The organism is Bosea sp. OAE506, assembly GCF_040546595.1.
Taxonomy (GTDB): Bacteria; Pseudomonadota; Alphaproteobacteria; order Rhizobiales; family Beijerinckiaceae; genus Allobosea.
Genome location: NZ_JBEPOB010000001.1, coordinates 4,985,872 through 5,008,847, shown reverse-complemented (window position 1 = coordinate 5,008,847; position 22,976 = coordinate 4,985,872). Strand labels below are relative to the sequence as shown.

At 69.3% G+C, this 22,976-nt stretch carries 18 protein-coding genes; 6 read left to right on the top strand and 12 right to left on the bottom strand.

All coding sequences use genetic code 11. From position 1 onward, the window contains the following. Positions 1–38: 38 nt before the first annotated feature. The 9 genes from ABIE41_RS24235 to ABIE41_RS24195 all read right to left on the bottom strand — a co-directional run bounded on the left by ABIE41_RS24235 (position 39) and on the right by ABIE41_RS24195 (position 11,289). Positions 39–749 carry a response regulator gene (locus tag ABIE41_RS24235; RefSeq protein ID WP_192642746.1) on the bottom strand — a complete coding sequence of 237 codons (711 nt, stop codon included), beginning with the start codon at positions 747–749 and terminating at the stop codon, positions 39–41. Further along, positions 746–3,463 carry an ATP-binding protein gene (locus ABIE41_RS24230; RefSeq protein ID WP_192642745.1) on the bottom strand — a complete coding sequence of 906 codons (2,718 nt, stop codon included), beginning with the start codon at positions 3,461–3,463 and terminating at the stop codon, positions 746–748. The genes ABIE41_RS24235 and ABIE41_RS24230 overlap by 4 nt, the downstream gene beginning before the upstream one ends. A gap of 18 nt (positions 3,464–3,481) precedes the next feature. Continuing rightward, positions 3,482–4,072 (bottom strand): potassium-transporting ATPase subunit KdpC, encoded by a 591-nt coding sequence (gene kdpC / locus ABIE41_RS24225; RefSeq protein ID WP_192642744.1) that lies wholly within the window; start codon positions 4,070–4,072, stop codon positions 3,482–3,484. 11 nt (positions 4,073–4,083) lie between these two features. After that, complete coding sequence (kdpB, locus tag ABIE41_RS24220; protein WP_192642743.1) at positions 4,084–6,126, bottom strand: potassium-transporting ATPase subunit KdpB; 2,043 nt, start codon at positions 6,124–6,126, stop codon at positions 4,084–4,086. 8 nt (positions 6,127–6,134) lie between these two features. Beyond that, a complete protein-coding gene (gene kdpA, locus ABIE41_RS24215) occupies positions 6,135–7,826 on the bottom strand; it encodes a potassium-transporting ATPase subunit KdpA (RefSeq protein WP_192642742.1) in 1,692 nt (563 codons plus the stop codon). Positions 7,827–7,841: 15 nt separating this feature from the next. Beyond that, positions 7,842–7,931: a K(+)-transporting ATPase subunit F gene (gene kdpF / locus ABIE41_RS24210; protein WP_082732779.1), complete on the bottom strand. Its 90-nt coding sequence runs from the start codon at positions 7,929–7,931 to the stop codon at positions 7,842–7,844. 225 nt (positions 7,932–8,156) lie between these two features. Further along, positions 8,157–8,924 carry a short-chain dehydrogenase/reductase gene (locus tag ABIE41_RS24205; RefSeq protein ID WP_192642741.1) on the bottom strand — a complete coding sequence of 256 codons (768 nt, stop codon included), beginning with the start codon at positions 8,922–8,924 and terminating at the stop codon, positions 8,157–8,159. Positions 8,925–9,092: 168 nt separating this feature from the next. Continuing rightward, entirely contained in the window at positions 9,093–10,235 is a 1,143-nt protein-coding gene (locus ABIE41_RS24200) for a helix-turn-helix transcriptional regulator (protein WP_192642740.1), read from the bottom strand. Between the two features lie 106 nt (positions 10,236–10,341). Beyond that, complete coding sequence (locus tag ABIE41_RS24195) at positions 10,342–11,289, bottom strand: PfkB family carbohydrate kinase (protein ID WP_192642739.1); 948 nt, start codon at positions 11,287–11,289, stop codon at positions 10,342–10,344. 54 nt (positions 11,290–11,343) lie between these two features. On the opposite strand from ABIE41_RS24195, the gene ABIE41_RS24190 reads away from it, so the two are divergent. Both ABIE41_RS24190 and ABIE41_RS24185 read left to right on the top strand, forming a co-directional pair. Continuing rightward, positions 11,344–12,126 carry a GntR family transcriptional regulator gene (locus ABIE41_RS24190; protein ID WP_192642738.1) on the top strand — a complete coding sequence of 261 codons (783 nt, stop codon included), beginning with the start codon at positions 11,344–11,346 and terminating at the stop codon, positions 12,124–12,126. 158 nt (positions 12,127–12,284) lie between these two features. Further along, complete coding sequence (locus tag ABIE41_RS24185) at positions 12,285–12,896, top strand: helix-turn-helix transcriptional regulator (protein WP_192642737.1); 612 nt, start codon at positions 12,285–12,287, stop codon at positions 12,894–12,896. A gap of 16 nt (positions 12,897–12,912) precedes the next feature. On the opposite strand, the gene ABIE41_RS24180 is transcribed toward ABIE41_RS24185, so the two are convergent. Genes ABIE41_RS24180 through ABIE41_RS24170 form a run of 3 tightly spaced genes read right to left on the bottom strand, consistent with a single transcriptional unit; the run spans position 12,913 to position 15,424 of the window. Next, positions 12,913–13,935 carry a 5-oxoprolinase subunit C family protein gene (locus tag ABIE41_RS24180; RefSeq protein WP_192642736.1) on the bottom strand — a complete coding sequence of 341 codons (1,023 nt, stop codon included), beginning with the start codon at positions 13,933–13,935 and terminating at the stop codon, positions 12,913–12,915. After that, the gene (locus ABIE41_RS24175) at positions 13,932–14,669 is read right to left on the bottom strand and encodes a 5-oxoprolinase subunit B family protein (protein ID WP_192642735.1); all 738 of its coding nucleotides are present in this window, start codon (positions 14,667–14,669) and stop codon (positions 13,932–13,934) included. The genes ABIE41_RS24180 and ABIE41_RS24175 overlap by 4 nt, the downstream gene beginning before the upstream one ends. Then, positions 14,666–15,424, bottom strand: coding sequence for a 5-oxoprolinase subunit PxpA (locus ABIE41_RS24170; protein WP_192642734.1), 759 nt, complete (start codon positions 15,422–15,424; stop codon positions 14,666–14,668). The genes ABIE41_RS24175 and ABIE41_RS24170 overlap by 4 nt, the downstream gene beginning before the upstream one ends. A gap of 206 nt (positions 15,425–15,630) precedes the next feature. On the opposite strand from ABIE41_RS24170, the gene ABIE41_RS24165 reads away from it, so the two are divergent. From ABIE41_RS24165 to ABIE41_RS24150, 4 genes are all read left to right on the top strand, one after another. Beyond that, positions 15,631–18,315, top strand: coding sequence for a methyl-accepting chemotaxis protein (locus tag ABIE41_RS24165; protein ID WP_192642733.1), 2,685 nt, complete (start codon positions 15,631–15,633; stop codon positions 18,313–18,315). A 358-nt stretch (positions 18,316–18,673) separates the two neighbouring features. After that, positions 18,674–20,767: a methyl-accepting chemotaxis protein gene (locus ABIE41_RS24160; protein WP_192642732.1), complete on the top strand. Its 2,094-nt coding sequence runs from the start codon at positions 18,674–18,676 to the stop codon at positions 20,765–20,767. A gap of 349 nt (positions 20,768–21,116) precedes the next feature. Continuing rightward, positions 21,117–21,662: a TRAP transporter small permease gene (locus ABIE41_RS24155; protein ID WP_192642731.1), complete on the top strand. Its 546-nt coding sequence runs from the start codon at positions 21,117–21,119 to the stop codon at positions 21,660–21,662. After that, positions 21,659–22,942 carry a TRAP transporter large permease subunit gene (locus ABIE41_RS24150; RefSeq protein WP_192642730.1) on the top strand — a complete coding sequence of 428 codons (1,284 nt, stop codon included), beginning with the start codon at positions 21,659–21,661 and terminating at the stop codon, positions 22,940–22,942. The genes ABIE41_RS24155 and ABIE41_RS24150 overlap by 4 nt, the downstream gene beginning before the upstream one ends. Positions 22,943–22,976 lie beyond the last annotated feature (34 nt).

Below are 22,976 nucleotides of genomic sequence, written 5' to 3'. Positions count from 1 at the left end.
GAAAGGGCGCGCTCAAGCGCGCCGGAAACGGATGCGTCTCAGGAAGCTGGGGCGCGGGCGTCGATCAGTCGGTAGCCAACGCCCGGCTCGGTGATGATGAAACGCGGATCGGCGGCGTCGTCGGCGATCTTCTCGCGGACATGGCCGATCGCGATGCGCAGATAATGCGTGTCGGCGACATGGGCGGGTCCCCAGATCGTGGTCAGCAACTGCCGGTGCCCGACGAGCTTGCCGGCATTGCGCGCCAGCAGCGCCACCACGTCGAATTCCTTGCGCGTCAGCTTCACCGCGAGGCCGTCGACCGTCAGCATGCGCCCGGCCAGATCGACCTCCAGCCCGCCGATCCGGAGCAGTGCCGGCTCGGCGTTACGCTCGCCACGGTTGCGCAGCAGCGCCCGCAGTCGCGCCAGCAACTCGCCCGTCGAGAACGGCTTGGTGACATAGTCGTCGGCGCCGGCGTCGAGCGCCGCAATCTTCTCGGTTTCAGCATCGCGCACGGACAGCACGAGGATCGGCACGCTCGACCATTCGCGGATCGCCTGGATCACCGCCTTGCCGTCCATGTCGGGCAGGCCGAGATCGAGAAGCACCGCATCGGGAGCGGCCGTTGCGGCCCGCTCGACACCAAGCCGACCGCGATCGGCCTCCAGCATCTCGAAGCCGCCGGCGCCGAGCACGATCGCGAGAAAGCGACGGATCGGAGCCTCGTCGTCGATCACCAGGATGCGGGCGGGCTTGGATTCGGTCATTCGGAAAGATCGCTGCAGGCGGGGGCGAAGGGCAGCCTGATCACGATCGCGGCGCCGCGTCCACCGACACCCGCCTGGGCGCGCGCGGTGCCGCCATGGGCCTCGACCAAGCCGCGCACGATCGACAGGCCGAGCCCGGTTCCGGCTGGCCGCGAATCCCCGTCCGCGACGCGGTGGAACAGGTCGAAGACGCGCTCGCGCTCACCCTCGGGGATTCCCGGTCCTTCGTCGGTCACCGCAATCTCGGCTATGGCACCGTCGGCCCGCGCCGTGATCGTGATCGACGTGCCCGCTGGCGCGTATTTGGCGGCATTCTCGACGATGTTGGCGATGGCCTGGCCGATCAGCACCGGATCGACATGCAGCGGTGGCAGATCGCGCGGCGTCTCGATGACGAGGCCGTGGTTGGCGAGCACGCGCTTCAGATCGGTGCGGACGACGCCGAGGATCTCGCGCAGATCGACCGCCGCGCGCTTGGGCGCCAGCACGCCATGCCCGAGCCGGGTCATGTCGAGCAGGTTCTGGACATAGCGGTCGAGCCGGCGCGCCTCGTCTAGGGCCGTCATCGTCAGCTCGCGGCGGTCGGCCGCGCCGAGGACGCCATCGGTCTCGGCCAAGCTCGACACGGCGCCGATCACCGTCACCAGCGGCGTGCGAAGATCATGGCTGACGGAGTTCAGGAGCGCCCCGCGCAGCTTCTCGCCCTCGGCCGAGACGCGGGCATTCGCCAGTTCGCCGGCGAGCCGCGTCCGCTCCACCGCCACGGCGACCTGATCCTCCACCGCCAGCAGCAGGCGCCGCGTCTCGGGGTCGAGCCCGCGCTGCCGGTCGCGGAAACGGACGCCGATCACGCCCAGGATGCTGCTGGCGGTGGCGAGCGGCACGAACAGCCATTCGGCCATCGGCAACGTCGCAGTGCCGGCTCCGGCCGGCTCGTTCTTCTCGAAGGCCCAGCGCGCGGCGCCCTCGGCGCGGGCATCGAGATCCTCGATCGTGGGGTGGCCCTGCACCTGCTGCAGCGCCCCCGCCGCATCCGGCATCAGGATCAGCGACTGGCAGTCCAGCGTCGCAGCGATGTGGAAGGCCGCGGCCCAGAGCACGTCGTCCGTCTGCGTGGCCGAGGCGATCTTGCGGGCAAAGTCGTAGAGGGTTTCGGTGCGCCTCTGCGCGGCGCGCATCGCCTCGACCTGGGCCTTGAGCCGCCCGGCCAGCGTGCCGGTGAAGAGCGCGCCCAGCAGATAGACGCCGATCGAGACGACATCCTCCGAGCGGCTGATGTGCAGCGAGTAATAGGGCGGCGTGTAGAAGAAGTTGTAGGCGAGCGAGCCCAGCGCCCCCGCCGCCAGCGACGGGCCGAGCCCCCAGCGCGCACCCACCGTCAGCACGGCGATGAGGTAGATCGCAGAGATCGCGCCGCCCGGTACGGCCTCCCAGATCGAAATCGGCAGGGCCAGGATGGTGGCGACCACGATCGCCCCGAAGGCCGTCGCGTAAGCCTGCCAAGGTCCATGCAGCCAGGGGCCGGCGACCGCCTTGCGCCGCTCGATCCGGGCATGCGGCGTCACCACGGTGATCTCGAAATCGGTGGCATCGTCGAGCAGCCGGTCCGCGACGGGCTCACGGAAGGCGCCGGCCAGCCGCTGCCACCAGGAGCGCTGCGAGCGCGGGCGCCCGATCACCAGCCGAGAGACATTGCGCTGGCGGGCGTAGCGCAGGATCTCGCCGGCGGCATCCGTCTCCGCCCGCAGGACCACCGTCTCGGCGCCGAGCGATTCCGCCAGGCGCAGGGCCTCGACGGTGACGGCGCGGGCCTCCGCGGGCAGTGCCTCATGCCGGGGTGTCAGCACCGTCGCCACGATCCAGGGCAGGCGCGCACGCTCGGCCATGCGCTTGCCGGCCCGCACCAGGCTGCGAGCGACGGGCGCCTCGTTGATGCAGACCAGCAGCCGCTCCTCCGCCGGCCATGGACCTTTGACGGCATGGGCCTGCATCCAGTCGAGCATTTCGGCATCGACCCGGCTGGCGGCCGTGCGCAAGGCGAGTTCGCGCAGCGCCGTCAGCTTGCCCTTGCCGAAGAAGTTGTCGAGCGCCCGGCCGATCTGCTGGGGCACATAGACCTTGCCGTCCTCGAGCCGCTTGATCAGCTCCTCGGGCGGAAGGTCGATCAGCTCGATCTGGTCGGCCCGCTGCAGGATCTGGTCGGGCACCGTCTCCTGCACGCGCACGCCGGTGATGCGGGCGACGACGTCGTTCAGGCTCTCGACATGCTGGATGTTCAGGGTGGTGACGACGTCGATGCCGGCATCGAGCACCTCGACGACATCCTGCCAGCGCTTGGGATGGCGGGAGCCAGGCGCATTGGTGTGGGCGAGTTCATCGATCAGCGCGATCGCCGGCCGGCGCGCGAGCAGGGCGTCGAGATCGAGCTCGCTCAGGACCTGGCCGCGATACTCGACCTGCCGCCGCGGCAATTGCTCGAGGGTATCCAGCAGTGCCGCCGTCTCGGCCCGGCCATGCGTCTCGACCAGGGCTACCACGACATCGCGGCCCGCGCGCTGGCGCACGCGGGCCTCCTCGATCATCGCGAAGGTCTTGCCCACGCCGGGCGAGGCGCCCAGGAAGATCTTGAGCCGGCCGGCGCCCGCCGCCTCCTCGCCGCGCGCACCGGCAAGGAAGGATTCGGGCGGGGGCCTATCGTCTTGCGGGCTGGGCATGCGCGGGCAACCAGAGCATCAGCGCGCGAGCCTGTCGAGCGCGAGATTTAGGGCGAGCACATTGACGCGCGGCTCGCCGAGGACGCCCAGCATCGTCGGCTCGACCTGGTCCTGCACGAGGCGCCGCAGGCTGTCCTCCGGCACGCCGCGGGCCTTCGCCACGCGTGCCACCTGGACGAGCGCCGCCTGCGGCGAGACGTCGGGATCGAGGCCCGAGCCCGAGGCCGTCACCAGATCGGCCGGCTGCGGACCGCCGCCGAGCGCGGCGACGCGGTCGGTGATCGCGGTCTTCAGCGTCGCGGAGCCCGGCCCGAGGTTGGAGCCGGTCGAGTTCGCGGCGTTGTAGGGGCTGTCCACGGTCTTGGACGCGTCCTGCGGATCGGGCGCGGAGGTCGCCGAGGGGCGGCCGTGGAAATAGCGCTCGGACGTGAAGGACTGGCCGATCAGCGCGGAGCCGATCACGGAGCCGTCCTTCACCACCGGCGAGCCGTTGGCCTTGGCGGGAAACACGGCTTGGGCGACGCCGGTGACGGCGAGGGGGTAGGCGGCGCCCGTCAGCACACTGAACAGGCCGAGCAGGACAAGCGCGGGACGAAGATAGGAGGTCATGATCTCTCTCCTCAGGCGAGGTGGAGCAGGTCGACGATCAGGTCGATCGCCTTGATGCCGATGAAGGGAACGATCAGCCCGCCGAGCCCGTAGACCAGCAGGTTGCGGCCGAGCAGCGAGGCCGCCGAAGCCGGCGCATAGCGCACGCCCTTCAGGGCGATCGGGATCAGCGCGACGATGACGAGCGCGTTGAAGATGATCGCCGACAGGATCGCCGATTGCGGGCTGCCCAGCCCCATCACGTCGAGCACGGCCAGGCCCGGATAGGCCGTGACGAACAGCGCCGGCAGGATGGCAAAATACTTGGCGACGTCGTTGGCGATCGAGAAGGTCGTCAGCGCGCCGCGCGAAATCAGGAGCTGCTTGCCGACCATGACGATCTCGATCAGCTTGGTGGGATCGCTGTCGAGGTCGATCAGGTTGCCGGCTTCCTTGGCGGCGGGCGTGCCGGAATTCATGGCGACGCCGACATCGGCCTGCGCCAGCGCGGGCGCGTCGTTGGAGCCGTCGCCGCACATCGCCACCAGCCTGCCTTCCGCCTGCTCCTTGCGGATCAGGGCGAGCTTGGCTTCCGGCGTCGCCTCGGCGAGGAAGTCGTCGACGCCGGCTTCGGCTGCGATGGCGGCCGCCGTCAGCGGGTTGTCGCCGGTGATCATCACGGTGCGGATGCCCATGCGGCGCAGCTCGGCGAAGCGCTCGCGGATGCCGGGCTTCACCACATCCTTGAGATGAACGACGCCGAGCACGTCGTTGTCGCGCGCCACCACGAGCGGAGTACCACCCGAGGAGGCGATCTTGCGAACCGCCTGCTCGACCGTCGCCGACAGCGTGCCGCCGGTGAGCTTGGCCATCGTGTCGGAGGCGCCCTTGCGCAGAGCGCGGCCGTCGGGGAGATCGACGCCCGACATGCGGGTCTGCGCGGTGAAGGGCACGAAGACCGCGCCAGCGCCGGCAGCAGCATCGAAGCCGAAGCGCTTGGCGGCGAGATCGACGATCGATTTGCCCTCCGGCGTGTCGTCCGACAGCGAGGCCAGGAAGGCCGCCTCCGCCAGATCGCGCTCGCTGATATTCGCCGCCGGCTCGAAGGCATGGGCCATCCGGTTGCCGAAGGTGATCGTGCCGGTCTTGTCGAGCAGCAGCACGTCGATGTCGCCGGCCGCCTCGACCGCGCGGCCGGATTTGGCGATGACGTTGGCCTTCACCAGCCGGTCCATGCCGGCGATGCCGATGGCCGAGAGCAGCCCGCCGATCGTGGTCGGGATCAGCGTCACGAACAGCGCCGCGAGGTAGATCACCGGCAGCGTCGTGCCCGACCAAGAGGCGAAGAAGGGCAGCGTCACCACGACGAAAAGGAAGACCAGGGTCAGCGCCGCCAGCAGGATGTCGAGGGCGATCTCGTTGGGCGTCTTCTGGCGCTTGGCGCCCTCGACCAGCGCGATCATCCGGTCGAGGAAGGTCTCGCCCTGGCGGGCGGTGACGCGCACCACAAGCCAGTCTGACACCAGCCGCGTACCGCCGGTAACCGAGGAGCGGTCGCCGCCGGATTCGCGGATGACCGGGGCGGATTCGCCGGTGATGGCGCTTTCGTCGACCGAGGCGACGCCCTCAATGATCTCGCCATCGGTCGGCACGGTATCGCCGGCCTCAATCAGGATGACCTCGCCGGGCTCGACGAGCTCGACCTCCTTGGTGCCGTAGACGACGCGGTTGGCCGGATCGACCAGGACCTTAGCCAGCGAGGAGGAGCGGGTCGAGCGGAAGGCGTCAGCCCGCGCCTTGCCGCGCCCTTCCGCGACCGCCTCGGCGAAGTTCGCGAACAGCACCGTGAACCACAGCCAGATCGCGATCTGCAGCCCGATCCAGAAGACAGGCCCCCCGGTCAGTCCCTCGCGGATGACCAGAACGCTGGCGAGCACGGAGACCAGCGCCGTCGAGAAGATGACCGGGTTGCGCGCCAGGCTGCGCGGATCGAGCTTGCGGAAGGCCTGCAGGATCGCGGGCCGGAGGATGACGGGCGAGAACAGACCCATCTCGGTGGGAGCATGCTTGCTCATGGGGACCTCTAGAAGCTCTGCCCGGCCAGGATCGAGACGTGTTCCGCGATCGGGCCCAGAGCGAGGACGGGGAGGAAGGTAAGCGCGCCGACGATCAGGATCGTCGCCACCAGCAGCGTGACGAAGAGCGGCCCATGGGTGGGGAAGGTGCCCGCCGTCTCGGCCGCCGGGCGCTTGCCCGCAAGGCTGCCGGCGATCGCCAGGATCGGAATGATGTAGCCGAAGCGGCCGAGCATCATGGCGATGCCGAGGAAGCTGTTGTGCCAGGGCGTGTTGGCGGTGAAGCCCGCAAAAGCCGAGCCGTTGTTGCCCGTCGCCGAGGTGTAGGCGTAGAGCAGCTCCGAAAGTCCATGCGGGCCGGCATCCTGCACCGACGCCTGAGCCTGGCCGGTCGCAATGGCCAGCGAGGCGAAGACCAGAATGCCCAGCGGCATGATCAGCAGGGTCAGCGCCGCAAGCTTGATCTCGCGCGCCTCGATCTTCTTGCCGAGATACTCCGGCGTGCGCCCTACCATCAGCCCGGCAAGGAAGACCGTGATGATGACGAAGAGCAGCATGCCGGTGAGGCCGACGCCGACGCCGCCATAGACCACCTCGCCGAGCTGGATATTCAGCATGGCGACCAGCCCGCCCAGCGGCGTGAAGGAATCGAGCATCGCATTGACCGAGCCGTTCGAGGCCGCGGTGGTCGCCGCTGCCCAGAGCGTCGAAGCAAGGATGCCGAAGCGGACCTCCTTGCCTTCCATGTTGCCGGCCGCGGCATCGACGAGTCCGGAATGCAGCGGGTTGCCGAGGCGCTCGGCGCCGTAGATCGCAGCGAAGCCGGAGAGGAACAGCACGGCCATGGCGGCAAACAGCGCGCGACCCTGCCGGCGGTCACCGACCAGCCGGCCATAGGTGAAGCAGAACGCGACCGGGATCAGCAGGATCGATATCGTCGTCAGCAGGTTCGACAGCGCATTCGGGTTCTCGAAGGGATGCGCCGAATTGACGTTGAAGAAGCCGCCACCATTGGTGCCGAGCTGCTTGATCGCGATCTGGCTGGCGACTGGGCCGATCGCGATGCTTTGCTTGGCGCCTTCCAGCGTCGTGGCGTCGAACGAGCCGGCAAGTGTCTGCGGCAGGCCGAGCGCGACGAGCACGAGCGCTAGGACGAGCGAGGCTGGCAGCAGGATGTAGAGCGTGGTGCGGGTCAGATCGACCCAGAAATTGCCGAGCACGCGGGTCTGCTTCGCGGCGAAGCCGCGCGCAACGGCGGCCGCCACCGCCCCGCCGCTGGCGGCCGAGACGAAGTTCTGCGTCGTCAGGCCGAGCATCTGACTGAGGTTCGAGAGCGTCGTCTCGCCACCATAGGACTGCCAGTTGGTGTTGGTGACGAAGGAGATCGCCGTGTTGAAGGCGAGATGCGCCGGCATCCCGTCGAAGCCCTGCGGGTTGAGCGGCAGCAGGTTCTGGTAGCGCAGCATCAGGAACAGCAGCGCGAAGCCCGCAGCGTTGAAAGCGAGCAGCGACAGGGCATAGCCCTGCCAGCGCTGCGGCTGCGGCCGGCCCTGGCCGGCGAGGCCAAGGATCGCGTTTTCGAGCGGCGCCAGGAACTGCGCCTCTCCGGTGAAGACGCGGGCCATGTAGTGGCCGAGCGGCCAGGCGAGGGCCAGCAGCAGGGCACAGAAGATCACGAACTGGACGAGGTCGAGGGTCATCAGCCGGTCCCCCGTTCAGAAGGATTCGGGGCGCAGCAGCGCCTTGAGCAGATAGGCCAGCAGCAGCGCCGCCACCGTCAGCCCCAGGATGATGTCGAGCGGCATGACGCGCCTCACAGCCGCTCTGCCGCGGCGACGGCGACGCCTGCGATGCCGAACAGCGCGAGGCCGCCGAGCAGGAAGATGATGTCGATGAACATGGAAAATCTCCGGTCCGTGTAAGGACCGGAGATGGAGCCGCTGCCCGTAAGGGCGCCATGTCGAATTCGCAGCTGTGCCGTAAAGCGCCCGTAAAGCGCCGTCGTGGCCGTGCGCGCGGGCCGCTTGGCCTCAGCCGCGGAAGGCGCCGCCGCCGTCGACGTCCAGCACCGTGCCGCTGACATAGCCGCAAGCCGGCGAACTGAGGAAAGCCGCCGCATTGGCGATTTCCTCGGGCTCGATCAGCCGGTCGAAGGGCAGCCCGGTCAGCATCTCCTCCCAGCGCTCCTCGTCGCCGAGCTTGATCTTCGCGCGGGTCTTGCTGAGCGAGATGATCCGGTCCGTGCGCGTCTGGGCGGGGTTGATGCCGAAGACCCGGACGCCCCATTCGGGCGAACGCCCGCCGACCGCGCCGGTGAAGGCCATCAGGGCGGCGTTGCCGGTGCCGCCGCAGACATAGTCGTAGCGCGGGCTGCGGCCGGCCCCGCCGATGACGTTGACGATCACGCCCGCACCCCGCTCCTTCATCTGGCCCAGATAGAGCTTGGTCAGGTGGATATAGCCCATCACCTTCAGCGCCCAGGCCTGCTCCCAGCTTTCCATCGAGAGGTCGAGCAGCCCTCCGGCCGGGATCGCGCCCGCATTGTTGACGAGGATGTCAATATCCGGAAAGGCCGCGGCGATGGCCTCTCTCTCGGCGGATACGGAGAGATCGGCGGCATGGGTCGTGACGCGGTTGGCCTCGCCGAGCGCGGCGGCGGTCGCCGCCAGCCTTGCGGCGTCCCGCGCGACCAGCACGACCGAGCAGCCCTCGGCCAGGAAGACCCGCGCGCAGGCGGCACCGATCCCCTTCGAGCCGCCGGTGATCAGCACGCGTCGGCCCGCCAGTTTCAGATCCATCGTCACGTCTCCCTTGCTTCGGCATCATGCTAGCCGATTCCGCCGGCTCCGCCATTTGGATGACGCAGGGCGCGCCGGCAGAACCCTAGGCTTTGCGAATGGCGGGCGCGCGGGGGGAGAGCGGTGGCCGGCGAACTCGCGGGGCGCCCCGGCGCCCGCATCGAGCCCTCAGCGGCGCGACCGCAGGGGCAGCACCGCGCTGCGCAGCAGCGAGACGAGCTGGCTTTGTTGGCGCGTCTCCGTCTTCTGGAAGATGCGCGCCAGATGGGTCCGGGCGGTCGATATCCTCACCTTCTGGGCGGCCGCGGCCTGCGTCAGCGACTGCCCGCAGGCCAGAGCAGAGGCGAAGCGGGCCTCGCTTTCGGTCAGGTGGAAGAGCTGGCGGCTGCTGGCGACGAAATCCGTCGTCTGCTCCAGCGGCTTGAGAGCCAGCATCACGCGCCGCGGCCGGAGCCCGGCCGCAATCGGCGAGACCGGGATGAGGCTGGCCGACAGGGCAGGCATCCCCTCCCGCCCGTCGCGGAGGATGAGGCTGCTGCGGGCGTCGACGAGCGGGGCTTCAGCACAATGCAGGGCCACCTCGACACCCTGCTTCAGCAGGCGCTGGTCGGCGGGATTGCGCAGGAAGAGCCGGCCCTGCCGCAGTCCGAGCGGGCCTTCGGCATCGGCCAGGATCGCCTCGGCCTCGGCATTGGCATAGGCGATGCGCAACTCGCCATCGAGCAGGATGATCGCCATCGCCACCGCATCCAGCGCATCGCGGGCCTCGTCGCGCTGCAGCCTGACATGGCTCATCTCGGCGCTCAGGAAGGCGACGCGTCGCAGCAGGGGCGCGAGCTGCTCCAGCAGTGCCACCTCGTCAGCACCGAAGGGTTCCTGTCGCTGCCCGCGCTGGACGTCGAAGAACCATTGGCTGCTGCCGGTCTCGGCCAGACGACAGCCGAGCCCGCCATACATGTCCTGCGGCGCCATCCATTCGCGCCAGGCGCGGCTGGCGCGCAGCGCTGCCTCGCCGAAGAGGTCGCTGTCGCGATAGACGCAACCGAGCGGCACGCCGCGCAGGCCTTCGGCGAACTGGATGAAATCCTCGGCCAGATCCTCGTAGCAGCGACGCTGCATCGCCTCGTCGCTGTTGGTGGCGACGGCGTCGGCGGCCGTAAGGCCGGGACCCAGCCGGGCGAGGCAGGCTTTCGAGCCGTCGAAGAGTTGTCGCAGCCGCTCGAGCGCCGCCGGCATCTGGGCGGAATCCAGCGCGCCCGCGAGCAGGCTGTCCACGGTGGATGTGACCGCATCGACGCTGGGACGGGACATGGCCGCGCCTCATCCTTCAGCCTGCCGGAGCGGGCAGGCGGCGGGACGCTAGCAGGATGACGCCGTTGCGGAAAGTCCAAAAACAATCCAAAAACAGTAGCCGGCGTCAGACCGTGGAGAGGCCGATCAGCTGGTCGATATCCGCCTGGCGGCCGAGCGCCTCGAAGACGCCGGCACGGCGTGTCGCCACCGCGCCTGCGGCCGCCGCCTGGCGCAGCGCCTCGGCGGTGCCGAGGCCTCGCGCCAGCGCCACGCCGAGCGTTGCGGCGAAGGCATCGCCGGCCCCGAGCGTGTCCACCGCGTCCACGGGAAAGGCCGGCTGGCCGATGGCGCCGTCACGCCCGAGCGCGACCGCCCCGGCCGCTCCCAGCGTCAGCACGACCAGCCGCGGCCCGCGTGCCAGGACGGCCGGCCCCAATTCCGCGACGAACCGCGCCGGCTCGGCCGGATCGGCATGGCCGGGCAGGATCGCCTCTGCCAGCGCCTCGGCCTCGGTCTGGTTGAGCACGAGGATGTCCGTGTCGGACAGCAGGCCGTCCGGGATCGGCCGGAACGGCGAGGGGTTGAGCAGGGTCGCGACACCGGTGCGGCGCGCCAGCGCGAAGGCTTCGGCGATGGGGCCGTCGCCGATCTCGAACTGCGCCATCACCATCGCAGCGGTCGCAATGCGGTCCGAAGCCTCCCGCACATGGGCGGCAGAGAGGGAGCGGTTGGCGCCGGAATCCACAGCGAGACAGGTTTCGCCCTCTGCATCGGTGAAGCCGACGCCGCTGCCGGTCTTGCCCGCGACCCGGATCAGCATCTGCGCCGGCAACTCCGCCTGGGCGAGCGCCGGCGCGGCGAAGGCGGAGGCGAGATCGTCGCCCACGGCGAGCAGGCCGTCCACGTCCGCGCCCAGGCGCCGCGCGGCGATGGCGAGGTTCAGTCCCTTGCCACCCGGTTCGATCGTGACGATATCGGCGGCGAGCGACTCTCCCGGCCGCGGGAAGCGCTGGACCTTGGCCGAGCAGGACACCAGGAAGCTTCCCAGCACGAAGACGGAGCCGTCAGCCATTTTGTTCGATCCTCTTTCGTCGTCCGGCAGCGCCGCCGGCGCATTTGCCCGCTGATGAAGCCGCCACGCAAGCTGAGCAACGTGCCGCCCCGGCCGCCGTTCCAGGATCTTCTGGACCTGCGCGACGACACGGCCCAGCCGCTCTACCAGCAGCTGGAGGATCAGCTCGCCCGCCTGATCGGGGAGGGGACCTTGCCACCCGGCACGACCCTGCCGGCCGAGCGCCAGCTTGCCGAGCGCCTGGCCATCAGCCGCTCGACCGTACAGCGCGCCTACAACGCCCTGCGGGCCAAGAGGCTACTGAGCGCCCAGGGCCGGCTCGGCTCGATCGTCCAGGGCACGGCCGGGCGCCTGCACTCCGGCATGGACCGGCTGAAAGGCTTCACCGAGGAGATGCGCGAACTCGGCCGCGTGCCGTCCTCGCGCATTCTGGAACGGGCCGTCGTCACCGACCGGGCCATCGCCGCGCTCTTCGGGCTGGATGAGCAGGCGCGGTTCCTCAAGCTGGTTCGCGTCCGCAGTGGCGACGGCACACCGCTCTCGCGCGAGGTTGGCTGGTACAATCTCCAGCGGGCGCCGGAACTCGAACAGGCCGATCTCGGCGGCTCTGTCTATGCCGAGCTCGCCCGGCTGGGGGCGCCGCTCGAGCGCTGCGACCAGACCATCGAGGCCGCGCAGCCGAGCGCCGATGAATGCGCCATCTTCGGCTTCTCGCAGCCGGTGCCCTGCCTGCTGATCAAGCGCCGCAGCTTCTCCCGCAATGGCGAGATGCTGGAATATGTCGAGGGCCTGTTCCGCGGCGACAGCTACACCTACCGGCTCTCGCTGCGAATCTGATGCCGCAGACTTCTCATCCGGGCCGCATTCGGATGAACCCGCGGCCGCGCCGCCGCGACCAACAGAAGGAACAGGACCACCCCCTCTGACACGGCCCTGACGGGCCGGCTGTCACGCAAGGAACCGCGAAGATGCTCGAATTCGAGGATGCTCCTCGCATGTCCATGATCTTCAGCCTTCCGAACGCTGCTGCGATCCAGCCCCTGCCGCCCTGCCGCGTCGAGGCGCAGGACCAGGGCCGCGCCGCCAAGCCGCTCTTCGTCATCGATGCCGATCTGCGTGTCCATTTCCGCAACCAGGGTGCCGCAGCGCTGGTGCGCGAGGGGCTTGGGAGCGACGGCCGTCTCATCTGCTCCGACAAGCTCTTTGCCGCCCGTCTCCAGACCTGGCTCAAGCGGCGCCTGGGCGGCGTCGCATCGGAGGAGATCCGCCTGCCGCTGCTGATGCGCTGCGGACGCCAGACCGTGGTCGAAGCCGTCCATCTCGGCGGGGCCGGCATGGATCTCTTCATCCTGACGATCGACGATCCCCAGCGCATGATCGACCGCAATGTCGACGAGGTCGCCGAGGCCTGCGGCCTGACGCCGACCGAGGCCCGCATGCTCGGGCTCATCGTCAAGGGCATGGACACAGTCGCAGCCGCCCGAAAGCTCAACATTGCGCGCACCACGGCGCGCACGCATCTGCAGCGCCTCTTCGCCAAGACCGGCACGGCCCGGCAGAGCGAACTCGTCCGCTTCGTCGCGACCTTCGTCGAGGAGGCCGCCTAAGCGCAGGAGCGACCGCTCAGTCCCGGCGCAGGCCGTCGATCCAGCCATCGACGAGGTTGCGGGCGAGCAGGAACTCGGCGCTGAAAGTGGTGCGCCGCAAGGGCTCGATCGGGATCGGCCCTGCGAGAAAGGCGCGCTCCTCCGCCAGCGCCCGCACCGCCTCGGCATGGCTGACCGCCCGGAAAGCGATCTGCGTTCCCGGCCGTGCCTGGGCGAGGCGCCCGAGATCGGCGCCGATCACCGTCGCGATCTTCGGATAGCCGCCGGTCGACTGCCGGTCCGCCATCAGCACGATCGGCTGCCCTTCGCCCGGGACCTGGATGGCACCCATGGCAACCCCGTCCGAGGGGATGTTGAAGCCCAGCCGGTGCCTCAGCACAGGGCCTTCGAGGAAGCAGGCCATGCGGTCGCCCCGCTCGGAAATCCGCCACGGACCGGCGAGGAAGGCGGCGAAGGCTTCGGCGTCGAAATAGTCGTCTTGCGGGCCGGGGAGCACGCGGATGAGATCGGCGGGCCGGTCCAGCAGGGGGGCCAGGATTTCGCCGGGGCCGGTGCTGCCGCCTGTCTCCACCCCCACGGGCAGACTGTCCCCGGCGCGGAGCATGCGCCCGCCCGGGCCACCCATGCCGGTGCGCAGATGCGTCGCCTGCGAGCCGAGCACCGGCGGCAGGTCGAGCCCGCCCGCGACTGCAAGATAGCCCCACATGCCCGCACTCCCGGCGCGCAGCCTGAGCGTCGCGCCCGGCTCCAGGCGAAGGACCACGGCCGCGGGCAGCGCTTCGCCGTCGAGCGTCACCCGGAAGGCGCCGCCGGCTAGGGCCACCGTGACCGGCTGCTCCTCGGCCGCGATCTCGACGCCCCCGAGCGAGACCTCGATGGCGGCGCTGCCGGCCGCATTGCCGAGCGCCCGGTTGGCGACGGCATGGGCGAAGGGGTCCATCGGGCCCGCAACGGTGACGCCGTAGCGCAGATAGCCATGGCGCCCGCCATCCTGGACGGTCACTCCCGGGCCGGCGGAGAGAATCCGCAGCGACGTCATGCCGGGTCCCTGCGCGCGACGACCTCGCCGGCCTGCGCCCGCGCTTCGAGCGCGGCGAAGGTCCCGGCGTCGATCGGCTCGAAGGCAAGGCGGTCGCCTGGCTCGAACAGGAAGGCGCTGCTGCGCTCCGGCGCATAGAGCCGCTCGGGCGTGCGGCCGACGACATACCAGCCCGTCGGCATCGCGAAATGCGCCACGGCGCAAAGCCCCCCGCCGACCAGCACGGCCTGGCTGTCATGCGGTAGGCGCGGCCGGGCGCGGCGCGAGATCGCGAGCGGCTCGGGCAGGCCGCCGAGATAGGTGAAGCCGGTCGAGAATCCGTACATATAGACGCGGTAGCGCCCGGCGGCGTGGAGCTCTGCAGCCCTGTCCGCCGTGAGCCCGAGAAGGCCGGCCATCTCGGCCAAATCCTCGCCATGGGGCGGCGCATAGCAGCAGGGCAGGGTCCAGAGCGCGCCGCTGCGGGCGGCGACCGGCGCGGGCCCGCAGAGCGCCGCTTCCACATGCGCGACCAGCCGGGCCCGGTCGAGCCGCAGCGGATCGTAGTGGATCATCAGCGAGCGATAGGTCGGGACGAGTTCGCGCAGGCCCTCGGGCGGATCGGCCGCCAGCGCCGCATCCAGCGCCAGAACCCTGTCGCTGAGGCCGGGATCGACGCTGCGGCCGAACTCAACGACCAGCGCCGCTTCCCCGGCATCGAGGAACTTCGGGGCAGCCGGCGTATCCTGGCTCATGCGAAGGGGGCGAGCCCGATGCCGGCCTCCTCCAGCGCCGCCCTCACGGCGCGAGCGGTGGCGACCGCATGGGCGGAATCGCCATGGACGCAGACGGATTCGATGCCGGTCGGCAGCCGCCGCCCCGACAGCGTGATCAGCGCCCCCTCGCGGACCATGGCGACCACGCGCTCGGCCGCCTCGCCCGCATCGGTGATCATGGCCCCCGGCAGATGGCGCGCCACGAGCTGGCCCTCCTCGGTGTAACCGCGATCCGCGAAGATTTCCTGATGGACCTTCAGCCCGGCCGCTTCGCCGGCCGCGACCTGCTGGGTCAGCGCCGTGGCGAGCAGAGCAAGGTTCGGATCGACCGCCTTGATCGCACGCGCGATGGCGTCCGCGACCGGCCGCTCCTCGCAGGAGATGTTCCCGAGCGCGCCATGCGGCTTCACATAGGTGATGCGGTGGCCCGCATAGCTGGCGAGCGCGGCAGCGGCGCCGATTTGATAGGCGACGAGCCGCTCGATCTCGCCCGTGCTGAAGGGGATCCGCCGCCGCCCGAAGCCCCAGAGATCCGGGAAGCCCGGATGGGCACCGACCGCCACCCCGTTCTGGCGGGCGAGGGCGAAGGCATTCGCCATGATCTCGGGATCGCCGGCATGCAGGCCGCAGGCGACATTGGCCGAGGTGACGATCGAGAGCATTGCCGCGTCGTCGCCGCAGCGATAGGCGCCAAATCCCTCCGCAAGATCCGAATTGAGATCGATCGTCGTCATGGTCCGTCCGTGCTGGCCCGACGGTGCCGGAGGGCGACCGCGAAACGTAAGCTTAAGGCCGAGGATGGGCGCCGAGAAGAGCCGCGGCAGCAACCTCCGCCTTTCGTCGGAAGGTCCAGATTGTCGCATTACCTTAGGTCAGTGTTAACGGTTGTGCCGCACCGTTCCATGCGGCATCTCACGCCTGGACGGACCCCCCCCCCCCCATGAAGACACTGGCTACCCGGATTGCCTCGCTGACCGTAGGTGCGAAAATCGCCGTCATCATGGCCCTGATGATGCTGCCGATCGGGCACCTGACCCTGCTGTTCGTCCAGCAGGTCCGCAAAGATGTCGCCTTTTCCGCGCTCGAGGTCGTCGGAGCCCGCGCGCTGACCGATGTCTGGGGCGCGCTGGCTGCCAGCACCAGCCCCACCGCTCCGGTGGACAAGCTCGCGAGCGAAGCCGGGCGCGTGGCCGCACTGCAGGGCGCCGCCGAATCGCTGAAGGCGGGCGAGGCCATGCGGACCTTTGCCGGCGCACTTGCCGACGGCAAGGACCGCGGCGCGACCTGGGACGCCGGCCAGGCGGCCATCCAGAAGATCGCCGATGGCTCCAACCTCACGCTCGATCCGGATGTCGATTCCTACTACGTCATGGACGTCGTCGCCGTCCGCCTGCCGGAACTCGTGATCGCGCGGGCCGCGCTCGAAGCCGCGATGCAGCCGGCCCTGGGCTCGGGCAAAATCACGCCGCGCCAGCACGATGCGCTGGTCCAGGCCGCGACACGCTATGACATCGCGCTTGCCGCCGTGCAGGCCTCGCTCGCCTCCGGCATCGGCGGCAATTCCGATGGCAGCCTCAGCGCGGCGCTCGCTGCCGCGCGTGGCGGCTTCGACAGTGCCAGCGCGGTCGTCGCGAAGCAGGCTGCCGCCCTGCGCGAGGATCACGCGCTGGAACGTGCGCCGTCCCTGCGCCAGCCCGAGGCCCAGGCCGCTGCCGCTGCCCTCGCAGCGTCGTCCGATGCGCTCTGGAGGAGCGGGCAGTCCCAGCTGATCCGGCTGATCGAGGCCCGTATCAGCGGCATCGAGTCCAAGGCGGTCCGCGACCTCGGCATCGCGGCGCTGGCGGCGCTCGCCGCCTTCGGTTGTGCGCTCGGCTTCGTCCGCACGATCCGCAACCCGCTTGGCGACCTTGTCGCGACGCTGCGCCGTCACGAGGCGCATAATTATGCCCAGCCCGTTCCCCACTGCGCGCTCGGCAACGAGATCGGCGAGATCGCCCGCGCCATCGACCAGGGCCGGGACGAAGCCGGCCGGACTGCGCTGACGGTCTCGGCGATGAACCAGTCGCCGACGATGCTGATGATCACCGATCCCGACGAGAGGATCACCTTCATCAGCGCCTCGCTGCAGCGCCTGCTGAAGCAGCTCGAGCCCACCTTCCAGGCGGCGTCGCCGGGCTTCCGGGTCGAGGCCATGATGGGCCAGCACATCGACTGCTACCGCACCAACGCCAATCTCACGCGCCAGCTCATTCTCGACAACGGCCAGGTCCGCAAGGTCCGCTACGATGTCGGGTCCGAGGCGATCATGGTCGACATGGCCTATATCAGCGATACGGGAGGCCGCACGATCGGCCACACCCTGATCTGGCGCAACGTCACGGCCGAACTGCAGAGCGAGGCCGAAGTCGCGGCCGTCGTCGATGCCGCCCGCGCCGGCGACTTCTCGGCGCGCCTGTCACTCGACGACAAGGAAGGCTTCGTCCGCGACATCGCGGTCGGCCTCAACCAGGTCTCGGCGGTGGTCGAGGACTCGACCGCCGACTTTGCCCGGGCGATGCAGGCCCTCGCAGCCGCCGATCTGACCTGCCGCGTCACAGGCGACTATCAGGGCGTCTTCCAGACGCTCAAGAGCGCGATCAACGAGACGGTCGAGCGGCTGTCCTCGACGGTGAAGACGATCCAGGTCACCTCGGCGGATGTCGGCCTCGCGGCGCGCGAGATCAACATGGGCGCCGACGATCTCTCGAAGCGCACGGAAGAGCAGGCGTCGAGCCTGGAGGAGACCGCGGCCACGACCGAGCAGCTCGCAGCCTCGGTCAAGGCGACCGCGCAGGCCTCGCGTCAGGCGGCCTCCGTCGCCGCGGAGGCGATGAAGGCGGCGCAGAACGGCGGGGCGATCGCGGGCCGCGCCGTCGATGCGATGTCGCGCATTGAGGACGCTTCGACCAAGATCTCCGACATCATCCGCGTGATCGACGACATCGCCTTCCAGACGAACCTGCTGGCACTGAACGCGGCGGTGGAGGCAGCGCGTGCTGGCGATGCCGGCAAGGGCTTCGCCGTAGTGGCCTCCGAGGTGCGCACCTTGGCCCAGCGTTCCAGCGACGCGGCCAAGGACATCTCGGCGCTGATCTCGTCCTCCAACAGCGAGGTGGGCGAAGGCGTGAAGCTGGTGCGCCAGGCCGGCGAGCAGCTCAGCCAGATCCTCAGCGCCTCCGAGAAGGTCGCCGCCACCATTGCCGAGATCTCGGCGGCGTCGGGCGAGCAGTCCAGCGGCATCGACGAGATGAGCCAGGCTGTGGCCCATCTTGACGAGATGACCCAGCAGAACGCGGCGCTCTCGGAGCAGAGCGCGGCCTCGGCGGCTTCGCTGTCCAACCGCATCGGCCAGCTCAACGAGCTCGTTGCGGCGTTCAAGACCGGCCCGGACTCCGGCCGCCCCGCGACGGCGGTATCCTCCGCTCCGGCAGGCGAGCCCGCCCGGCTGCGCCAGCTCGCGGAAGCCGCCTTTGCCGGTGCACGCCCCGCACCACGCCCCGCCCCCGCCGCGGCGCCCGCACCGCGCGACCCGGCGAAGAAGGTTGCCAACAGCCGCGCCGGGGACGCCGGCTGGGAAGAGTTCTGAGCGCAACAGACCGCTGCGAACCCAGCAAGGCCCTGCCCAGTGGCAGGGCCTTTTGTCATGCGGCGTTCGCAGCTTCACGGCGGTGAAGACGAAAAGAAGCTGCCGCGGCGGGGCAACATGACGCAGGTGCCGAGTCCGCTCCCGCAGCGAGTTTCGATCGTCCATCTGCCGCAAAAAAAGAGATGGCGACACGACGGGCCAATAGAACGTTACGGCAGTGCCGCGACGGCTTGGTTTATCCTTCGTTAAGTGCTGTTTGGTACCAGTTCTTCACTGCCATCGACAGTGACGCGACCGGGCGGGGGGACTCGCCTTTGCGGCGAGACCGTGCGCGTGGCCTCACCATCGGAGCCGGGACATGCTCAAGAAAATCACCATTCGCGGCTCGCTGATCGGGATCGTCGCCGCGCTCGCTGCCATGCTGGCACTGACGGTCGCGAAGTCGCTGTATTCCATGAAGGATATGAGCGACGACACAGCGGCCTTGGCGCAGCAGGTCATCCCCAACGTGATGATGAGCGGCGAAATCGAGACCGGGCTTCTTCGCCGCCATCTGCGCCTCAACATGCATGTCAATACGACCGATGCCGCCGTCCTGACGCGATACGAGGACGATATCCGGGGCGAGACGTCCAAGATCGAGGCGACGCGGACGAAGCTGGCACCACGGCTGATGCTGGAGCAGAGCCGGGAAGCGCTGAAGCGCTACGAGGCGCAGGTGCCGACCTATCGCACGGGTATGGAACAGGTGCTGGAGCTTTCCCGCAAGGGCGACAAGGCCGCGGCGGCCGGGCAGTTGCGTGAACTGCGGCCGACCCTGACGGCCATGGAAAAGGCGCTCAATGAGCTCTCGACGCATATCGCCAGCCGTGGCGACACCGTCGCCGCAGAGGCTGAAAGCGGCTATCGCAACAGCCTTTACATGCTGTTCGCGCTGGCGACCCTGGCCGCTCTGGTCAGCGTCGGCGCCATCCTGATCGTCACCCGTCGCGTCGCCAGCCCGATCGTGGCCACGACCGACGCCATGAACGAACTGGCCAAGGGCAATCTCGAGACCGTCATCCAGCACACCGATCGGCAGGACGAGATCGGGACGATGGCGAAGGCGCTGCAGGTGTTCCGCGAGAACCTCGTCAAGGTGCGGGCACTGGAGGAGCAGGAGCGCGCGGCAGCCGAGCGGCGCCTGGCCCGCGCCCAGTCGATGGAGGCTGTGGTGTCGGATGTCGGCGAGGTCGTGGCTGCGGCGGCTGCGGGCGATTTCTCGGCGCGGCTGCAGATCGACCAGGCCGACGAGCAGATGCAGAAGCTCGTCGCCGGCATCAACGAGATCAATGCGGTGGTGGACTCCGCCACCAGCGAGTTCGCCCGCACGCTCTCGGCGGTCGCCGCCGGCGACCTGACGGTGCGGGTCGATTCCGCCTATCGCGGCAAGTTCGCCGAGCTGAAGGGCGCCATCAACGAGACGGTCGACCGCCTCTCGGCCACGGTGAAGACGATCCAGCTGACCTCGTCGGAGGTCGGGCTCGCCGCCCGCGAGATCAACATGGGCGCGGACGATCTCTCCAAGCGGACGGAAGAGCAGGCCTCGAGCCTGGAAGAGACCGCCGCGACCACGGAAGAGCTCGCGGCCTCGGTGAAGGCCTCGGCCCAGGCCTCGCGCCAGGCGGCCTCGATCGCGAACGAAGCCATGGAAGCCGCCCAGACCGGCGGCGCCATCGCCGGCCAGGCGGTCGATGCCATGGCCCGCATCGAGGGCGCCTCGACCAAGATCTCGGACATCATCCGCGTCATCGACGACATCGCCTTCCAGACCAACCTGCTCGCGCTCAACGCGGCGGTGGAAGCGGCCCGCGCCGGCGATGCCGGCAAGGGGTTTGCGGTCGTGGCCTCGGAAGTCCGCACGCTCGCCCAGCGTTCCAGCGAGGCGGCCAAGGACATCTCGGCGCTGATCTCCTCCTCCAACAGCGAGGTCGGCGAGGGCGTCAAGCTGGTGCGTCAGGCGGGCGAGCAGCTCAGCCAGATCCTCTCCGCCTCGAAGAAGGTCGCCGCGACCATCGCCGACATCTCGGCAGCGTCGGGCGAGCAGGCCAACGGCATCGACGAGATGAGCCAGGCTGTCGCCCATCTCGACGAGATGACCCAGCAGAATGCGGCACTCGCCGAGCAGAGCGCGGCGTCCGCCGGCTCGCTCTCCAACCGCATCGGCCAGCTCAACGACCTCGTCGCGGCCTTCAGGACCGGGCCTGACGGCGCTTCCACCGGCCATGGCGCGATGTCGGCCTCGACCGAGCCCGCCCGCCTGCGCCAGCTCGCTGAGACGGCCTTCGCACGAACCCCGGCCCGGACCGCGGCGCCGCGGCCTGCTCCGGCCAAGGCCGCCGCCCCCGCGCCGGCCCCGGCGAAGAAGGTCGCCAACAGCCGCGCCGGCGACTCAGGCTGGGAAGAGTTCTGAGCGCCACACACCGCTGCGAACCAAGCAAGGCCCTGCCATCCGGCAGGGCCTTTTTCGTTGCGGCGGGCCTGCCGTCGCACCGCTCGGGATGTCGGTTTCGCCCACCTGCCGCAACGCAAGGCCATGATTGACAAGCGGCGCACGCGGCGCGCAGTATGCAGCATACAACTGAAGACGACGGCACGAACCGTCGCGCTCGGGCAGGGAACATCCGGAGGTGCGGTCATGCGCGCTCGCAGATTCGTCGTCGGCGACAGGCCGTCCGCGCCGCGGGTTCTCGCTGCGACCGGCTCATCCCGTCGGACGCTCGCTCCCTGATCCCGACCGACCGATCGGCTGACCGTCTGCGATGAATCTCTCCCGAATCCTGCTTCGCCAGCTCGAAAACCTGCTCATCCTCGCTTTTGCGGTGATGATCGCGATGGTCTTCGGCAATGTCGTGCTGCGCTACCTGTTCAACTCCGGCATCACCATGTCGGACGAGGCCTCGCGCATGATCTTCGTCTGGCTGACCTTCGGCGGCGCCTTCCTCGTCGCGCTGGAAGGCGGCCATCTCGGCATGACGACCGTGGTGCAGGCCCTTGGCCTGCGCGGGCGCTGGCTGGCGCGCCTCCTCGCCGAGGCGCTCTCGCTGTTCTGCATGGGCCTGCTGGTCTGGGGCTGCTGGCAGCAGAGCAGCCTCAACATGGCCAATCTCTCCCCCGTGATGGGCGTACCGACCGCGATCTTCTATGTCGCGGGCCTCGCCTGCGGCCTCGGCATCGGGCTGATCAACCTCGTCACGCTGGTCCGCCTGCTGACCGGCCGCCTCCCGCCGGGGGAACTCGTCATCGGGGCCGAATCCGAGGAGATGGCCGCCTTCGAGGCGCAGAGCCGCGAGCGCCCGCGTCCATGACCGTGCTCGTTTTCCTCGTGTCGCTGCTTGGCGCGATGGCGCTGGGCATGCCGATCGCCACCTCGCTGCTGGTCTGCGGCGTCGCGCTGATGCTGCATCTCGGCATGTTCGACGCCCAGATCCTGGCGCAGAACCTGATCGGCGGGGCCGACAGCTTCCCGCTGATGGCGGTGCCCTTCTTCATGCTCGCCGGCGAGCTGATGAATGCGGGCGGCCTGTCGAAGCGCATCATCGCCTTCGCGATGGCGCTGGTCGGCCATGTCCGCGGGGGGCTGGGCTATGTCGCCGTGCTCGCGGCGATCGTGATGGCGAGCATTTCAGGCTCGGCGGTGGCCGACACCGCAGCGCTTGCCGCCCTGCTGATCCCGATGATGCGGCAGGCCGGCTACAGGCTCGACCGCAGCTGCGGGCTGATCGCGGCCGGCGGCATCATCGCGCCCGTCATCCCGCCCTCGATCGGCTTCGTCGTCTTCGGTGTGGCCGCCGGCGTCTCGATCACCCGGCTGTTCCTGGCCGGCATCGTGCCCGGCCTGCTGATGGGTCTGGCCCTTGTGATCACCTGGTACATCCTCGCCAAGGACGAGCCGGTCTCGACCCAGCCGCGCCCGAACCTGCGCAGCATCGGCCGCGCCGCGCTCGACGGTTTCTGGGCGCTGATGCTCCCCTTCCTGATCATCGGCGGCATGAAGGTCGGCGCCTTCACGCCCACGGAAGCCGCCGTCGTCGCCGCCGTCTACGCCCTCTTCATCGGTATGTTCGTCTATCGGGAGCTGAGGATCGAGCATCTGCGGCCGGCCTTCCTGGCGGCGCTGAAGATGTCGGCCTCGGTCATGTTCCTGGTGGCGGCCGCCCTGGTCTCGGCCTGGCTGATCACCATCGCCAACATCCCCGCCGAGGTCGGCGCGCTGCTCGGCCCGCTGATCGAATACAAGACGCTGCTGATGATCGCGATGATGCTGCTCGTCGTCGTCGTCGGCACGGCGCTCGACTTCATTCCCACCGTGCTGATCCTGACGCCGGTGCTGATGCCCATCGTCAAGCAGGCGGGCATCGACCCGGTCTATTTCGGCGTCCTCTTCATCATGAACAACGCCATCGGCCTGCTGACGCCGCCGGTGGGGACGGTGCTGAACGTCGTCTGCGCCGTTGGCCGCGTGCCGATGGACAAGGTCATCCGCGGGGTCATGCCCTTCCTGCTCGCGCAGATCGCGGTGCTGGCTCTGCTCACGCTTTTTCCCGACATCGTCATGGTGCCGGCGAGATGGTTCTACGGGCGCTGAACAGCCCGCTCCCCAAGAAGACGATCAACCGGAG

Coding starts and splice junctions, on each gene's coding strand:
- kdpB (WP_192642743.1), bottom strand. CDS start 6,126: ATGAGCAAGCATGCTCCCACCGAGATGGGTCTGTTCTCGCCCGTCATC.
- ABIE41_RS24170 (WP_192642734.1), bottom strand. CDS start 15,424: ATGACGACGATCGATCTCAATTCGGATCTTGCGGAGGGATTTGGCGCC.
- ABIE41_RS24230 (WP_192642745.1), bottom strand. CDS start 3,463: ATGCCCAGCCCGCAAGACGATAGGCCCCCGCCCGAATCCTTCCTTGCC.
- ABIE41_RS24195 (WP_192642739.1), bottom strand. CDS start 11,289: ATGGCTGACGGCTCCGTCTTCGTGCTGGGAAGCTTCCTGGTGTCCTGC.
- ABIE41_RS24150 (WP_192642730.1), top strand. CDS start 21,659: ATGACCGTGCTCGTTTTCCTCGTGTCGCTGCTTGGCGCGATGGCGCTG.
- ABIE41_RS24180 (WP_192642736.1), bottom strand. CDS start 13,935: ATGACGTCGCTGCGGATTCTCTCCGCCGGCCCGGGAGTGACCGTCCAG.
- kdpC (WP_192642744.1), bottom strand. CDS start 4,072: ATGACCTCCTATCTTCGTCCCGCGCTTGTCCTGCTCGGCCTGTTCAGT.
- ABIE41_RS24185 (WP_192642737.1), top strand. CDS start 12,285: ATGTCCATGATCTTCAGCCTTCCGAACGCTGCTGCGATCCAGCCCCTG.
- ABIE41_RS24155 (WP_192642731.1), top strand. CDS start 21,117: ATGAATCTCTCCCGAATCCTGCTTCGCCAGCTCGAAAACCTGCTCATC.
- ABIE41_RS24205 (WP_192642741.1), bottom strand. CDS start 8,924: ATGGATCTGAAACTGGCGGGCCGACGCGTGCTGATCACCGGCGGCTCG.
- ABIE41_RS24200 (WP_192642740.1), bottom strand. CDS start 10,235: ATGTCCCGTCCCAGCGTCGATGCGGTCACATCCACCGTGGACAGCCTG.
- ABIE41_RS24160 (WP_192642732.1), top strand. CDS start 18,674: ATGCTCAAGAAAATCACCATTCGCGGCTCGCTGATCGGGATCGTCGCC.
- kdpA (WP_192642742.1), bottom strand. CDS start 7,826: ATGACCCTCGACCTCGTCCAGTTCGTGATCTTCTGTGCCCTGCTGCTG.
- ABIE41_RS24190 (WP_192642738.1), top strand. CDS start 11,344: ATGAAGCCGCCACGCAAGCTGAGCAACGTGCCGCCCCGGCCGCCGTTC.
- ABIE41_RS24175 (WP_192642735.1), bottom strand. CDS start 14,669: ATGAGCCAGGATACGCCGGCTGCCCCGAAGTTCCTCGATGCCGGGGAA.
- ABIE41_RS24165 (WP_192642733.1), top strand. CDS start 15,631: ATGAAGACACTGGCTACCCGGATTGCCTCGCTGACCGTAGGTGCGAAA.
- ABIE41_RS24235 (WP_192642746.1), bottom strand. CDS start 749: ATGACCGAATCCAAGCCCGCCCGCATCCTGGTGATCGACGACGAGGCT.
- kdpF (WP_082732779.1), bottom strand. CDS start 7,931: ATGCCGCTCGACATCATCCTGGGGCTGACGGTGGCGGCGCTGCTGCTG.